Origin of the sequence: Geobacillus sp. FSL W8-0026 (genome assembly GCF_037966255.1) — a bacterium.
GTDB lineage: Bacteria > Bacillota > Bacilli > Bacillales > Anoxybacillaceae > Geobacillus > Geobacillus icigianus.
Map to the genome: position 1 here is coordinate 1154403 of NZ_CP150194.1, position 14533 is coordinate 1168935.

General features: G+C 55.1%; 17 protein-coding genes. 16 read left to right on the top strand and 1 reads right to left on the bottom strand.

The features are described from left to right. Positions 1-16: 16 nt before the first annotated feature. Positions 17-1366, top strand: coding sequence for a tRNA (N(6)-L-threonylcarbamoyladenosine(37)-C(2))-methylthiotransferase MtaB (gene mtaB / locus NST29_RS05815; protein ID WP_033018921.1), 1350 nt, complete (start codon positions 17-19; stop codon positions 1364-1366). A gap of 503 nt (positions 1367-1869) precedes the next feature. Then, positions 1870-2541: a deoxyribose-phosphate aldolase gene (gene deoC, locus NST29_RS05820; protein ID WP_033018922.1), complete on the top strand. Its 672-nt coding sequence runs from the start codon at positions 1870-1872 to the stop codon at positions 2539-2541. 69 nt (positions 2542-2610) lie between these two features. Here deoC and NST29_RS05825 read toward each other — a convergent pair whose 3' ends face one another. Next, on the bottom strand, positions 2611-3540 hold the full coding sequence (locus tag NST29_RS05825) for a Na/Pi symporter (RefSeq protein ID WP_033018924.1): 930 nt from the start codon (positions 3538-3540) through the stop codon (positions 2611-2613). 168 nt (positions 3541-3708) lie between these two features. Here NST29_RS05825 and rpsU point away from each other — a divergent pair, with 168 nt between their 5' ends. The 14 genes from rpsU to NST29_RS05895 all read left to right on the top strand — a co-directional run bounded on the left by rpsU (position 3709) and on the right by NST29_RS05895 (position 13899). Continuing rightward, entirely contained in the window at positions 3709-3882 is a 174-nt protein-coding gene (gene rpsU, locus NST29_RS05830) for a 30S ribosomal protein S21 (protein WP_008879912.1), read from the top strand. A 29-nt stretch (positions 3883-3911) separates the two neighbouring features. Continuing rightward, positions 3912-4358 carry a GatB/YqeY domain-containing protein gene (locus NST29_RS05835; RefSeq protein ID WP_033018926.1) on the top strand — a complete coding sequence of 149 codons (447 nt, stop codon included), beginning with the start codon at positions 3912-3914 and terminating at the stop codon, positions 4356-4358. Between the two features lie 104 nt (positions 4359-4462). Beyond that, positions 4463-4747, top strand: a complete 285-nt coding sequence (gene yqfC / locus NST29_RS05840; RefSeq protein WP_033018927.1) for a sporulation protein YqfC — start codon at positions 4463-4465, stop codon at positions 4745-4747. Positions 4748-4762: 15 nt separating this feature from the next. Next, positions 4763-5950, top strand: a complete 1188-nt coding sequence (gene yqfD, locus NST29_RS05845; RefSeq protein ID WP_033018929.1) for a sporulation protein YqfD — start codon at positions 4763-4765, stop codon at positions 5948-5950. Positions 5951-5952: 2 nt separating this feature from the next. Next, positions 5953-6915, top strand: coding sequence for a PhoH family protein (locus tag NST29_RS05850; RefSeq protein ID WP_033018930.1), 963 nt, complete (start codon positions 5953-5955; stop codon positions 6913-6915). A gap of 51 nt (positions 6916-6966) precedes the next feature. After that, complete coding sequence (locus tag NST29_RS05855) at positions 6967-9069, top strand: HD family phosphohydrolase (RefSeq protein WP_033018931.1); 2103 nt, start codon at positions 6967-6969, stop codon at positions 9067-9069. Beyond that, positions 9066-9536: an rRNA maturation RNase YbeY gene (gene ybeY / locus NST29_RS05860; RefSeq protein WP_033018932.1), complete on the top strand. Its 471-nt coding sequence runs from the start codon at positions 9066-9068 to the stop codon at positions 9534-9536. Before NST29_RS05855 ends, ybeY begins: the two co-directional genes overlap by 4 nt. 2 nt (positions 9537-9538) lie before the next feature. Then, on the top strand, positions 9539-9892 hold the full coding sequence (locus NST29_RS05865; RefSeq protein ID WP_033018934.1) for a diacylglycerol kinase family protein: 354 nt from the start codon (positions 9539-9541) through the stop codon (positions 9890-9892). 125 nt (positions 9893-10017) lie between these two features. After that, positions 10018-10416 (top strand): cytidine deaminase, encoded by a 399-nt coding sequence (locus NST29_RS05870; protein WP_033018936.1) that lies wholly within the window; start codon positions 10018-10020, stop codon positions 10414-10416. Beyond that, complete coding sequence (gene era / locus NST29_RS05875; RefSeq protein WP_033018938.1) at positions 10409-11317, top strand: GTPase Era; 909 nt, start codon at positions 10409-10411, stop codon at positions 11315-11317. The genes NST29_RS05870 and era overlap by 8 nt, the downstream gene beginning before the upstream one ends. 100 nt (positions 11318-11417) lie before the next feature. Continuing rightward, positions 11418-11561, top strand: a complete 144-nt coding sequence (locus NST29_RS05880) for a YqzL family protein (protein WP_081897238.1) — start codon at positions 11418-11420, stop codon at positions 11559-11561. 31 nt (positions 11562-11592) lie between these two features. Then, positions 11593-12381: a DNA repair protein RecO gene (recO, locus tag NST29_RS05885; protein WP_033844186.1), complete on the top strand. Its 789-nt coding sequence runs from the start codon at positions 11593-11595 to the stop codon at positions 12379-12381. Positions 12382-12451: 70 nt separating this feature from the next. Next, positions 12452-13078 carry a helix-turn-helix transcriptional regulator gene (locus NST29_RS05890; RefSeq protein WP_255358701.1) on the top strand — a complete coding sequence of 209 codons (627 nt, stop codon included), beginning with the start codon at positions 12452-12454 and terminating at the stop codon, positions 13076-13078. Positions 13079-13098: 20 nt separating this feature from the next. After that, a complete protein-coding gene (locus tag NST29_RS05895) occupies positions 13099-13899 on the top strand; it encodes a pyruvate, water dikinase regulatory protein (RefSeq protein WP_033018943.1) in 801 nt (266 codons plus the stop codon). Positions 13900-14533: the final 634 nt, after the last annotated feature.

A 14533-nucleotide genomic window follows, 5' to 3' on the forward strand; every position in this document is an offset into this window, starting at 1 on the left:
GAGTGAGGTGAATGCGATGCCAACAGTGGCTTTTCATACATTGGGCTGCAAAGTCAATCACTATGAAACGGAAGCGATCTGGCAGCTGTTTAAACAGGCCGGCTACGAACGGAAAGAGTTTGAAAGCCGCGCCGATGTTTATGTGATCAATACGTGCACGGTGACGAACACCGGCGACAAAAAAAGCCGTCAAGTCATCCGCCGCGCGGTGCGCCGCAATCCGGACGCCGTCGTTTGCGTGACCGGCTGCTACGCGCAAACATCGCCGGCTGAGGTGATGGCCATTCCGGGTGTTGATATTGTCATCGGCACGCAAGACCGCCATAAAATGTTAGAGTACATTGAGCAGTTTCAGCGCGAACGGCAGCCGATCAATGCCGTCCATAATATCATGAAAACGCGCGTCTTTGAGGAGATGGATGTGCCGGAATTCACCGACCGGACGCGGGCGTCGCTGAAAATCCAAGAAGGGTGCAACAACTTTTGCACGTTTTGCATCATTCCATGGGCGCGCGGCTTAATGCGCTCGCGCGACCCGCAGGAGATCATCCGTCAGGCGCGCCAGCTCGTCGCCGCCGGCTACAAAGAAATCGTGCTGACCGGCATTCACACCGGCGGTTATGGCACCGATCTGAAAGACTATAATTTTGCCGCCTTGTTGCGCGATTTGGACGAGCAAGTGCCGGGGCTGAAGCGGCTCCGCATTTCATCCATCGAGGCGAGCCAGCTGACCGATGAAGTCATCGAAGTTTTGCGGCGGTCGGACAAAATCGTCCGCCACTTGCACATCCCGCTCCAATCGGGGTCGAATACGGTGCTGAAGCGGATGCGCCGCAAATATACGGTGGAATTTTACGCCGAGCGGCTCACCCGGCTGCGCGACGTGTTTCCGGAACTGGCGGTGACCTCAGATGTCATCGTCGGCTTCCCTGGTGAAACGGAAGAGGAATTTATGGAGACGTACAACTTTATTCGCGAGCAGCGGTTTTCCGAGCTTCACGTTTTCCCGTATTCGAAGCGGACCGGCACGCCGGCGGCGCGCATGCCGGATCAAATTGATGAAGAGACGAAGCACGACCGCGTCCGCCGCTTGATCGCCCTTTCCGACCAGCTGGCGAAAGAATACGCCTCGCAGTTTGAAGGGCAAGTGCTTGAAGTCATCCCGGAAGAGCGCGACAAAGAAGAGCCGCACTTGTACGTTGGTTACACCGATAATTACTTGAAAGTCCGTTTTCCAGCGTCCGACGAGCTGATTGGCGAACTGGTGAAAGTGAAGATCACCAAAGCCGGCTACCCGTATAACGAAGGCGAGTTTGTCCGCGTTGTGCCGGATGAGGCCGTCCGATCGGTAAAATTAAGTTCCTAATCCCAATGGCCGATTTAGGCTAAGCGCGTCCGCCTCATACTTCCCAGCCTTTAGGCTGGGTTTTTGTTTTCGGTGAAAATAGCGAACTGACATGGATTTTCATCCTTGGGTGGAGGGCGGATCGTGCTGCTCATGGAACTTCTCTGCGAAAATCCCGTCAGCAAGCGGTCACTTTCATCCTTGGGTCGCTGTTACATCGCTCCCCATGAAAATGCCGAACTGACGCGGATTTTCATCCCCGGGTGAAGGGCGGATCGCCGTCCATGGATCTTTCCGTAAAAATCCCGTGCCCGCAGGCGGTGATGTTCATCTCTGAGCGGAGGGCGGACCGCTGCCCATGGATCTTTTTCCGTCCATTTCTCTCGAGCAGGCTAACAAGCTCGCCGGAAGATGAAATGGGAGACGATACGGATGGCGGCTAGTTTTTATGGTAACGACATGGTATGATGGTAGACGTCAGACCTTTCATTTTTTGCAGTAGCAGGAGAAAGGAGCGATGTTCCATGACAGAGAATATGGCCAAAATGATCGATCATACGCTGCTCAAGCCAGAGGCGACGGAAGAACAAATCATTCAACTATGCCGCGAAGCGAAACAATACGGCTTCGCCTCCGTCTGTGTCAACCCGGCGTGGGTGAAAGCGGCGGCGCGCGAGCTTTCCGGCACCGATGTCCGCGTTTGCACCGTCATCGGTTTTCCGCTGGGGGCGACAACGCCGGAAACAAAGGCGTTTGAAACGAATAACGCCATCGAAAACGGCGCCGGCGAGGTGGATATGGTGATCAACATCGGCGCGTTAAAAAGCGGCGATGATGAGCTTGTTGAGCGCGACATTCGCGCTGTCGTCGAGGCGGCGGCCGGAAAAGCGCTGGTGAAAGTGATTATCGAAACGGCTTTGCTGACCGATGAAGAAAAAGTGCGCGCCTGCCAATTGGCGGTGAAGGCGGGGGCCGATTACGTGAAAACGTCGACCGGATTCTCCGGCGGCGGCGCGACGGTCGAGGACGTGGCGCTCATGCGGCGGACGGTCGGTGACAAAGCGGGCGTCAAAGCGTCCGGCGGCGTGCGCGATCGGGAAACGGCCGAAGCGATGATCGCAGCCGGGGCGACGCGCATCGGGACGAGCTCCGGGGTGGCGATTGTCCGCGGGCAAACGGGCGGCGCCGGCTATTAAGCTCGACGGCCGCCTAGCGCTTCGTTCGAAGGAAACATCGCCGCCGTCCACCGATGTCTTCCACTAAGCTCAGCGGCTGCCGTGCAAACGGATCATGGCCCGCTCAATGGCGCCGACAAACGGCAACGCGGCGACGGAACAAACAACGTTAAACACGACGCTGACATGGGCGAGCTGCACGTCCGGGGCCGGGCTGAGCAAAGCGGCGAAGCGGGCGAGCGGAGCGGTGAAAAAGGCAAACACGGCGACGCCGGCGACGTTCAGCCACAGATGGGTGTAGGCGGTCAGCCGCGCCTCCTTGCCGGCCCCGATCGACGCCAGCAGGCCGGTGATGCACGTCCCGATGTTCGCGCCAAGCAAAATGGCAATGGCAGCTGGCAGCGTCAACAATTGTTCGTTTACAAACCCCATGGCGATGCCGATCGTCGCTGCACTGGAATGGACGAGCGCGGTCAAGGCGATGCCGACAAGCAAACCGGCGGCCGTCGAGCGGTTCGTCTCCTGAAGCCAGACGTTGACAAACGGATAGGCGGCCAGCGGCCTCGCCAAGCTTGAAAAACCGTCCATGGCAAACAGCAAGACGGCCAGACCGGCGACCGCCATGCCGATGCCGTAAAGGAACCGACGGCGGCCGAGAAAAACGAGCAGCGCGCCCCCCAAAAGAAGCGGAATGGCGCCCTCGCCGAGATCGAGCGTCATCAGCTCCGTCGTGAGCGTCGAACCGATGTTGCTGCCTAAGATGATGCCGATGGACTGCCGGAACGATAAGTAGCCGGTGGCGACCAAGCCGACGGTCATCACCATCACGGCCGAACTACTTTGCACAAGCGCGGTTGTCGCCAAGCCGGTGAGAAACGATTGCCAAGGTTTGGCCGTAAAGCGCATCAGCCATTCGTTCATTCGGTCGCCGGACAACGTGTAAAGCCCCGCCCGCATCATCAACATGCCGAGAAGAAAAATAGCGGTGTAAACGGCCAACAGCACAAAGAGTGAACCCATCGGCGCTCTCTCCCTTCATCCTATATGTATGGGCCTTGTCCGTCGGCAATGACCGCTTTTTCGGAAGACGAACGCCGCGCGCTTTTTGTATTGACCTTTTCGATCGGCATGTATTATAATTGACAAGTACAATATGCAATGGTTGGTGTTCGGAGGGAGGGAAGCAGGATGTCCAAAACGATCGTGCGCAAAAACGAGTCGATCGATGACGCTCTTCGTCGCTTTAAGCGTGCCGTTTCGAAAACAGGCACTTTGCAAGAAGTGAGAAAGCGTGAATTTTACGAAAAGCCAAGCGTCAGACGGAAGAAAAAATCTGAAGCGGCGAGAAAGCGCAAGCACTAAGAGCACGCATTAAAGAGGGTGTATAGTCGGTGAGTCTTCTCGATCGTTTGAATAACGATATGAAGCAGGCGATGAAAAGCAAGGAGAAAGAAAAGCTGTCCGTTCTCCGCATGCTGAAGGCGGCGCTGCAAAACGAAGCGATCAAGCTCGGCAAAAGCGCGCTGTCCGAGGACGAAGAGCTGACGGTTCTTTCCCGTGAACTGAAGCAGCGTAAAGACTCCCTCCACGAATTTGAAAACGCTGGCCGTTCAGATCTAGTCGAAAAGGCAAAAACCGAAATTGAAATCGTTCAGTCGTATATGCCGAAGCCGCTGACGGAAGAGGAGCTCCGCGAACTGATCGCAGAGACGATCAAAGAAGTCGGCGCTTCTTCGAAAGCGGATATGGGAAAAGTGATGAGCGCGATCATGCCGAAGGTGAAAGGGAAAGCAGATGGTTCGCTCGTCAATCAACTCGTGCGACAACAGTTGTCATAATGGGCGATGGGCCTTGCCGGACAGGCGGGCCCATCGTTTTTGAAAAGCGGTGCTAGAACCCCCTTTTGTCTCATACATATGAGATGAAAGGGGGTTCTTTTTTGATGGTGAAAAGGTGGCGCCAGCAGGTGAAGCGGTGGATGGCGGAAACGCTCGAGCTTCCCGCCGACATTATGATGGATTTGCCTCGCATTACGATGATTGGCCAAATCCATATTTACATTGAAAACCACCGCGGGCTGCTCGCCTTCAGCGATAAAGAGCTCCGCTTGTTGCTGCGAAACGGCCAGCTTATTGTCCGCGGCGAACAATTTGTCATTAAAACGATATTGCCGGAGGAAATTTTGTTGGAAGGAAAAATTAACCAAGTAACGTATATCGATAAATAGCGAGGAGGAACGGGGATGAAGAACGAATGGGTCGACACGCTTGCCGGCAGCGTGCGGGTCAAAGTGAGAGGAAAAGGGATCGAACGATTGATCAACGCCTGCGTCCGCCAAGGGATGGCTGTTTGGAACGTGAAAAAGCATAGCGCGGATACCGTGACGTTCTTCATTAGGCTCAGCGATGTAAAACAGCTGCGCCATATCGCCCGGAAAAGCGGATGCAAACTCTCGTTTGTCGGCCGAACCGGCTTGCCGTTTTTTTGGCGCCGGGTTTGGCGAAACAGCGGGTTTTGGCTTGGCCTGCTCGTTTTTCTAGCGGGGGTGTTTTTGCTGTCGAACGTCGTGTGGAACATCGACATCGAGGGGGCGACGCCGGAGACCGAGCATCAAATCATCCGCGAGCTGAAGCGGATGGGAGTGGAGCGCGGCGCATTCCAATTTTTGCTCGACGACCCGGAAACGCTACAAAAAAAGTTGACGGAACGAATTCGCGACATTACGTGGGTCGGGGTGGAATGGAAAGGGACATCGCTTCATTTTCAAGTGGTGGAAAAGGAAATTCCCGAACCGAAACAACCGCTTCCGCCGCGCCATTTGGTCGCGAAAAAAGAGGCGGTGGTGGTGGACTTATTCGTTGAAGAAGGACAACCGCTCGTTTCCGTCAACGATTACGTGCAAAAAGGGCAGCTGCTCGTCTCGGGCATCATCGGCGCCGAAGGGCGAACGAAATTTGTGCCGGCTAACGGGAAGGTGTTTGGCGAAACATGGTACAAGTCTACCGTTGTCCTGCCGCTGGAGACGACGTTTCATGTGTTGACGGGAAAAGCGATGGCGCGCCATTATATCGGGATCGGCCGACTGTCCATCCCGGTCTGGGGATGGGAGAAGCCGCCGTTTTCCCATATGGTTGTTGAAAGAGAAAAGCGGCCGTTTCGCTTTTGGAAATGGGACTTGCCTTTTTATTATGAACGTGTCATCATCCGCGAGGCGGAAGCGGTGAAGCGGAGCTACACGTGGGAAGAAGCGTTCGCGGAAGCAAGGCGCATCGCCCGCCGCGAACTGCGGGCCAAACTGCCGGAGGAGGCGGCCATCCGCGGCGAAAAAGTTTTGCATCAGGAGAAAGAGAATGGTAAAGTAAGGGTAGAATTGCATTATGAAGTCATTGAAAACATTGCTGTACCACAACCCATTGTTCAAGGAGATTGAGAATGTCAGAGCAGTTCGTTACGATCAGCCAACACGTGCGAAATCAACAGGAAGCGGCTGCGCTCTTTGGCGTCCATGATGCCCACTTGAAACGGATGGAAGAAGAGCTTGGCGTCTCCATTGTGACGCGCGGGGAAACGGTCAACGTTTCCGGCCCGCCCCAGCAAGTCCAGCTTGTCGATGAGCTTTTGCGCCATTTGCTCATCGTCATTCGCAAAGGGGTGGCGGTCGGGGAGCGCGATGTGATGTATGCGATCCAGCTGGCGAAAAAGGGGGCGCTTGACGGCCTCGTTCAGCTGTATGACCAAGAGATCGTGAAAAACGCCAAAGGAAAGCCGATCCGCGTCAAAACATTGGGGCAGCGCTATTATGTGGCTGCGATCGAACAGCACGATTTGACGTTCGGCATCGGCCCGGCTGGCACCGGGAAAACGTATTTGGCGGTCGTTATGGCCGTCAAGGCGCTGAAAGCCGGAAGCGTCAAGCGCATCATCCTCACCCGCCCGGCGGTCGAGGCGGGAGAAAGCCTTGGCTTTTTGCCCGGCGATTTGAAAGAGAAAGTCGATCCGTATTTGCGGCCGCTCTATGATGCGTTGCATGATGTGCTCGGCGTTGAGCAGACGCAGCGGCTCATTGAGCGAGGGACGATCGAAATCGCCCCGCTCGCCTACATGCGCGGGAGAACGTTGGACGATGCCTTCGTCATTCTAGATGAGGCGCAAAACACCACGCCGGCGCAAATGAAAATGTTTCTGACCCGGCTTGGCTTCGGATCGAAAATGGTGATTACAGGCGATATTTCCCAAGTCGACTTGCCGCGGGGAGTCGAATCAGGCCTCTCCGTCGCCAAGCGCCTTCTGGCTTCGATCAGCGGCATCGCCTTCGTATTTTTAGAACAGTCGGATGTCGTCCGCCATCCGCTCGTTGCCAAAATCATTGACGCTTATGGCGAGGCCGGCTTATAAAAAACTGCGCAACGGGCGGCCGCGCCTTTTTGAAAAGCGAGGGGAAAACCGGTGGGAAGGCTTCGTTTTTTTCTTGAGCGGACAAAAACGGTCCGTTTCGTCCGCTTCTGTCTGTTTTTGTTTTTGGCCGTTCTGTTGTTTGCTGTTTTGTACTGGCAAGTCAAGCCGCGCCAATATGAACTGCGCCTGTTTGACGTCGCCAAGGAAACGATTCGCTCCCCGGTGACGGTGGAAGATAAAGAGGCGACCGCCCAGCTGAAGGAAGAGGCGGCGGCGAAAGTAGCGGATGTTTACACGTTGAAAAAAGAATACGCTGAAAACCGGGTCGACCTTCTTTCCTCGCTGTTTGCGGCGATTGAGAGCGTGCAAAAGGAGGCCGAATCGGACCGCGCGGCGGGCGGGATGGCGGCCAAACTCGAGGAGCGGTTGCCGCCGGAATGGTTCGCCTATTTGTCGGCAGAGGAATGGCAGCGCCTGCTCAGCGCCGCGCCTTCAGAGCTGAAGACGGCGAAGGAGGCGGCGCTCACCGCCGTTCATGCGGCCATGAGCGAACGCATTTCACAAAACGATTTGGAGGCCGCCCGCGAACAGGCGGCCAACGAGATTGAATACGCCGCTCTGCCGCCGGCGCTTCGCGAACCGGTTGCCAAGCTTTGCCGGCGAGCGGTGATCCCGAACGTCGTCTACGATCGGACGGCGACCGAGGAGAAACGGCGTCAGGCGATGGATGAAGTGAAGCCGGTGAAAATTTTGCAAGGACAAGTGATCGTGGAAGAAGGGCAATTCATTACAAGCGATATTTATCGGCGGCTTGAGCTCGTCGGCTTGCTTGAAAGCGACCGTCCATCCTTTACGGCCGCCGGGTTGGGAATGTTTGTGCTCCTCTTGCTCGCCCCGCTCATGTACTATTTTCGCCACGAGCCGACGAATGAGAAGCTGTCGCTTTATACCGCCGTTTTGACGGGGATGATGGCGGCGATGGTTTTGATTCGCCTGTTGCCTTCCGGAAGCGCCGTCCCGGTCGGCTATTTGGTGCCGGCGGCGTTCGGCCCGATGTTGGTGCGCCTTTTGCTTGGCGAGCGGCTTTCGGTCATGACGGCCATCATCGGGGCGGTGTGCGGGAGCTTGCTGTTCAACGAAGAAATGGGAGCTGCCGGAACGATGTCCGTATCGTTGGCCGTGTATTTGCTCGCCGGCGGTTTGGCCGGAACGTTTGGCCTGCCGAAGGAGCTGGCGAAGGCGAACATTTGGCGGACCGGGGTGCTGGTCGCTTTCGTTCAAACGGTTTCGCTTTTATCGCTCCTGCTTTTGAAAAACGGCCGTTATTCGCTGACGGAAATCGGTTTGATGGCGCTGATGGCCGCGGCCTCAAGCGTGTTTTCCGTCATTTTGACGATCGGCCTTCTGCCGGTGCTGGAGGCGGCGTTCGGCATTTTGTCGCCGCTGCGGCTCATCGAGCTGTCGAACCCGAACCATCCGCTTTTGCGCAAATTGCTTACCGAAGCGCCGGGGACGTATCACCATAGCATCATGGTCGCCAATCTGGCCGAAGCGGCGTGCGAGGCGATCGGCGCCAACGGCCTGCTGGCGCGCGTCGCCTGCTACTACCATGACATCGGCAAGACGAAGCGGCCTCGGTATTTCATCGAAAATCAAATGGGCGGCAATCCACATGATCATTTGTCGCCGCAGCTGAGCAAAAATATTATTATCGCCCACGTCGCCGACGGCGTCGCCTTGCTCCGCAGGCACCGACTGCCAAAGGAAATCATCGACATCGCCGAACAGCATCACGGCACAACGCTGCTGAAATACTTTTACCATAAGGCGTGCGAGCAGAGCGAATGGGTTTCGGAAGCAGAGTTTCGTTATCCCGGACCGAAGCCGCAGACGAAAGAGGCGGCGGTCATCAACATCGCCGACAGCGTCGAAGCCGCGGTCCGTTCGCTCGCCAACCCATCGCCGGAAAAAATCGAGAAGGTGGTGCGCTCGATCATTGCTGACCGTCTGCAAGACAATCAGTTGAACGAATGCGACATCACCCTCAAAGAGTTGGAGCTTGTCGCCCGTTCGCTTTGCGAGACGCTAAACGGTGTGTTCCACTCGCGCATTGAATATCCGGAAGTACAGAAAGAAAAGGTGAAACATGCATGACGATTCACATTGATTTTATTGACGAAACGAATGAAATGACCCGCGAGCAGCTTGAGACGATCGAGCGGCTGCTCGCGGAGGCCGCCGCCGTGGAAAACGTGCCGGACGGGGCCGAAGTGTGCGTTTCATTCGTCGACAACGAGCGCATTCGCGTCATGAACCGCGATTACCGGGGAAAAGATGCGCCAACCGACGTGCTCTCGTTCGCCTTGGAAGAGGAAGGGGAAGGGGAGATTGGCATCACCGGCGCCGATTTGCCGCTGGCGCTTGGCGACATCGTCATTTCAGTGCCGAGGGCAAAGGAGCAGGCGGCCGAATACGGCCATTCGCTCATGCGTGAGCTCGGATTTTTGGCTGTCCACGGCTTTTTGCATCTGCTTGGCTATGATCATGAAACAGAAGAAGAGGAGCGCGTCATGTTTGCCAAGCAAGAAGAGATATTGACGCGGCTTGGATTGACGAGATAGCCATGCGCTTGCGGCGGGAGCGGGATCGTTTCGCGTGGGCGTGGGCGGGAATGAAGGTGGCGGTCAAAGAGGAGGCCCATCTGCGCTTCCACTTAGCGGCCGCCGTTGCCGCCTGTATTGCCGGTTGGGCCGTCGGATTGTCGCGCTGGGAATGGGTCGTGCTCGTGTTGGCGGCGGGCGCGGTCATCACGTTGGAGCTGGTCAATACGGCCATTGAACGCGTTGTTGATTTGGCGACGGACAAGTTCCATCCGCTCGCCAAAGCAGCGAAAGACATCGCCGCGGCCGCGGTGCTAGTCGCGTCCGGGTTCGCTGTCGTCATCGCGGTGCTCTTGTTTTGGCCGCATCTTCGTTGAGCGAAGGAAAGAGAAAATTCTAATTTTTCTGTTACATTTTGATTTCAAATGATGAAATTCAAACGTGTTTTTTGTAAAATAAAAGAAAGCAGCGTGGATTGCCCGCAGGAAAGGAAGAGTCACCCGTGAACATCGAATCGCTTATTGCTGAAGCGAAACAAGCGCGCGAACTCGCTTATGTCCCTTACTCCAAATTCAAAGTCGGCGCCGCGCTCTTGACCGAAAGCGGCGCCGTCTACCGCGGCTGCAATATTGAAAATGCCGCTTACAGCTTGTGCAACTGCGCCGAGCGAACGGCGCTGTTCAAAGCGTATTCGGAAGGGGAACGGGAATTTGTGGCGTTGGCGGTCATTGCCGACGCGCCCCGCCCAGTGCCGCCGTGCGGCGCCTGCCGCCAAGTGATCGCCGAACTTTGCCCGAGTGGGATGAACGTCATTTTAGCGAACTTAAAAGGCGATGTAAAAATTGTAACGGTCAGCGAATTGCTGCCGGAAGCTTTTGCAGCGGAGGATATGCATGAATAAAGAAGGATACAAATCAGGATTCGTCGCGATCATCGGAAGACCAAACGTAGGCAAATCGACGTTTTTAAACCGCGTCATCGGGCAAAAAATCGCCATTATGAGCGATAAGCCGCAGACGACGCGCAACAAAATCCAAGGCATTTACACGGATGATGACGCGCAAATCATCTTTATCGACACTCCTGGGGTGCACAAGCCGAAGCATAAACTCGGCGATTTTATGATGAAAGTGGCGCTCAACGCGCTGCGCGAGGTCGATGTCATCCTGTTCATGGTCAACGCCGAGGAAGGGTTTGGCCGCGGGGAGGCGTTCATTATCGAGCGCCTAAAGGAAGTCGACACCCCGGTGTTTTTAGTCATCAACAAAATCGACCGCGTCCATCCGGATGAATTGCTGCCGCTCATTGAGCAGTACCGCGGGTTGTACCCGTTTGCAGAAATTGTGCCGATTTCCGCGCTCGAAGGAAACAATGTCGAACGCTTGATTGAACAGATTAAACAGCGGCTGCCGGAAGGTCCGCAATATTATCCGCCCGATCAAATTACCGACCACCCCGAACAGTTTATCATCGCTGAGCTCATTCGCGAGAAAGCGCTTCATTTGACGCGCGAGGAGGTTCCGCATTCGATCGCCGTCGTCATCGAACGGATCGAGCGGCGCGAGGAGACGGGCGTGGTCTACATTGGCGCCGTCATCATTGTGGAGCGCGATTCGCAAAAGGGCATTATCATCGGCAAACAAGGCCGCATGCTGAAAGAAATCGGGCAGCGGGCGCGCGCCGACATTGAAGCGCTGCTTGGGTCGAGAGTGTTTTTGGAGCTGTGGGTGAAAGTGCAGAAAGACTGGCGCAACCGGCTGGCGCAGCTGCGTGACTTTGGATTTCGCGAAGAGGAGTATTGACGCTAGAAAAATTTACGCGACATAAACCGTTTTGGCCCGAGCCACCCTATAAACACAAGGCCAATACGCCATGCCTGCAGGCGGAAAGAGGTGTCATTCCATGCTTGAGTTTACGTGGAAGCTGTTTAGCCAAACAGGCAATATCGATACGTACCTTTTGTTTAAAGAACTAGAGCGGGAGCAAAAGCTGTACGGCGAAGAACAACATGCCGAACAGGAAGAAATCGATCAGCCGATCTCATAGCATCGTCATGGATGGAAGCGGTGGTGATGAGATGTACGAAACGTGCGAAGCGATCGTCATGCGGACGGTCGACTACGGGGAAACGAACAAAATTGTGACCTTGTTTACGCGAGAATGGGGAAAGGTGGCTGCCATGGCAAGGGGCGCAAAAAAGCCAAGCAGCCGCCTTTCTGCTGTAACGCAGCCGCTCTGTTACGGGCGCTACGTCGTGCGCCGCAGCCGCGGGGTCGGCGTTCTCCAGCAAGGGGAGCTGATCGATTCGATGCGGATGTTGCGCGAGGATTTGTTTGCCGCGGCATATGCCGCCTACCTTGTCGAGCTCACCGATAAAGGGACGGAAGAGCAAAAGAGCAACCCGCACTTGTTTGCCTTGCTGCTGCAGACGTTGCGCTATATGAGCGAAGGGCGCGATGCCGAGATTTTAACCTTCATTTATGAGATGAAGATGCTCTCCGTGCTTGGCGTGCCGCCGCTGCTCGACCGCTGCGCCCGCTGCGGGGCGACCGTCGGGCGCTTTTCCTTCTCGATCAAGGAGGCGGGCTTTCTTTGCCATCGCTGTGAAGCGGCGGATCCGCACCGGTTGCCGCTGTCTCCCGCTTCAGTCCGGCTGCTGCGCCTCTTTTCCCGCTTTGACCTCAGCCGACTGGGTGCCGTTTCCGTTAAAGCAAGCACAAGAGCGGAGCTGAAAGCGGTCTTGTCTGCCTATTACGAGGAGTATACGGGCCTCACGCTCAAAACGAAGCGTTTTTTGGCGCAGATCGACGAGCTGCGGGACAAGCTTGGCCCGAGCGGCGGGCAGGGGGAGCCATTTTCCTTGTAAACGGTTCGTGTAGTATAATATAAATGAGAATGATAGCGTGTGGGACCTTTGGGCAAGGTGGTGAGCGACGATCGAACTGAATAAACGCCAAGAGCAAATTTTGCAAATTGTCAAAGATTACGGGCCGATCACCGGCGAGAGCATTGCCGAAAAGCTGAATTTAACCCGGGCGACGCTGCGGCCGGATTTGGCCATTTTAACGATGGCCGGCTACTTGGAAGCCCGTCCGCGCGTCGGCTATTTTTACACAGGAAAAACAGGCACACAGCTGTTTGCCGATAAAATCAAAAAGATGAAGGTCGAAGACTATCAGTCGATTCCGGTCGTCGTCAATGAAAACGTCAGCGTCTACGACGCGATCGTCACAATGTTTCTCGAAGATGTCGGCACCTTGTTCGTCGTCGATGACGAGTCGCTTCTTGCCGGGGTGTTGTCGCGAAAAGATTTGTTGCGGGCAAGCCTCGGCAAGCAAGAACTGACGGCCATCCCTGTCAATATTATTATGACGCGGATGCCGAATATCGCCGTCTGTTACAAAGATGACTCGCTCATCGATGTAGCCGAACAGCTGATTGAAAAGCAAATCGATGCCATGCCGGTCGTGCGCAAGACGGAAAAGGGATATGAAGTGATCGGCCGCATTACAAAAACGAACATGACGAAAGCATTTGTCTCATTAGCCAAAGATGATGTGTGACGGAAAAAAGGAGGAGAACCATGAACCAGCGCCTCGTTTACGTCGTATCCGACTCCGGCGGGGAAACGGCCGAGCTTGTCGTCAAAGCGGCGGCGAGCCAGTTTTACGCCTCTTCCATCCAAGTGAAGCGCGTGCCGTATGTCGAGGATAAAACGACGCTCGCGGAAGTTGTCGCCTTGGCGAAAATGAACCGCGCCATTATCGCGTTTACGCTCGTCGTTCCGGAGATGCGCGAATTTTTGCTCGCCGAAGCGGCGCGCGAAGGGGTCGTCGCCTACGATATCATCGGTCCGCTCATTGAAAAGATGAGCGGTTTGTTCGGGTTGACGCCTAGGTACGAGCCGGGCCAGGTGCGCGTGCTTGATGAAGATTACTTCAAAAAAATCGAGGCGATCGAATTTGCGGTCAAATACGATGACGGCCGCGATCCGCGCGGCATTTTGCGCGCCGACATTGTGCTCATCGGCGTGTCGCGCACATCGAAAACGCCGCTGTCGCAATATTTGGCCCACAAGCGGCTGAAAGTGGCGAACGTGCCGATCGTTCCAGAGGTCGAGCCGCCGGAGCAGCTGTTTCAAGTCGGGGCGGACAAATGTTTCGGCTTGAAAATCAGCCCGGACAAACTGCTGTCCATCCGCCGCGAGCGGCTGAAATCGCTCGGTTTGAACGACCAAGCCATTTATGCGAACATGGACCGGATTAAAGAAGAGCTCGCCTATTTTGATGAGGTCGTGAAAAAAATCGGTTGCGATGTCATTGATGTGACGAACAAAGCAGTAGAGGAAACGGCAAGCATCATTCTAAAAACGTTCAAGCGTTAACAGCTCGCCATCCGCACGATTTCCTGTCGGTGATCGTGCGTTTTTTTATGGCATCTTTTCAACGCTTGTATTATAATAAAAAATTGCGAGAAAAAATGGCTCGTCGAGGTTTAGAGCGAGGATGAGACGAGTAAACTATTGATAGCTGTTTGTCAAGGGAAACCGACAAAAGATTTTCGACAAAGTTGTCGATGGTTCGCCAAAAAAAGCAGGATTTTTTGACGGGGGTGTAGAATAGTAGGGGGGAAGCCGACCCTTGTTCGCCTCCGGCTGTCCGGTGTCCCAAAAACGAAAAGAAAAAAGGGCTCTTCACCAAAAGTTGCACTTGGTTTTTCCATTACACATCTTGCTTATGCATCCACGAAAGAACAGGAAACCAATCATGTTTTGCTTACACCTGTTCGAAAAGTGCACCATCTGTCAAGTACACGTTGTGGTGATGAACCGAAAAAAGTGAAATTTTCTTTTTCTTGCTGAAATATAATATATCGAGTACATCGTTGGGCTGCGCCGCTGCCGTCGGCGCGCCCTTGGCAGTCTAGGGCGGTCGGCCGGGCTCATTCACTTGGCGGGCAAGGGGCGAACCTAGGGGGCTGGTGATTTGGTGCAAAATACTACTGATTCCATACATTTC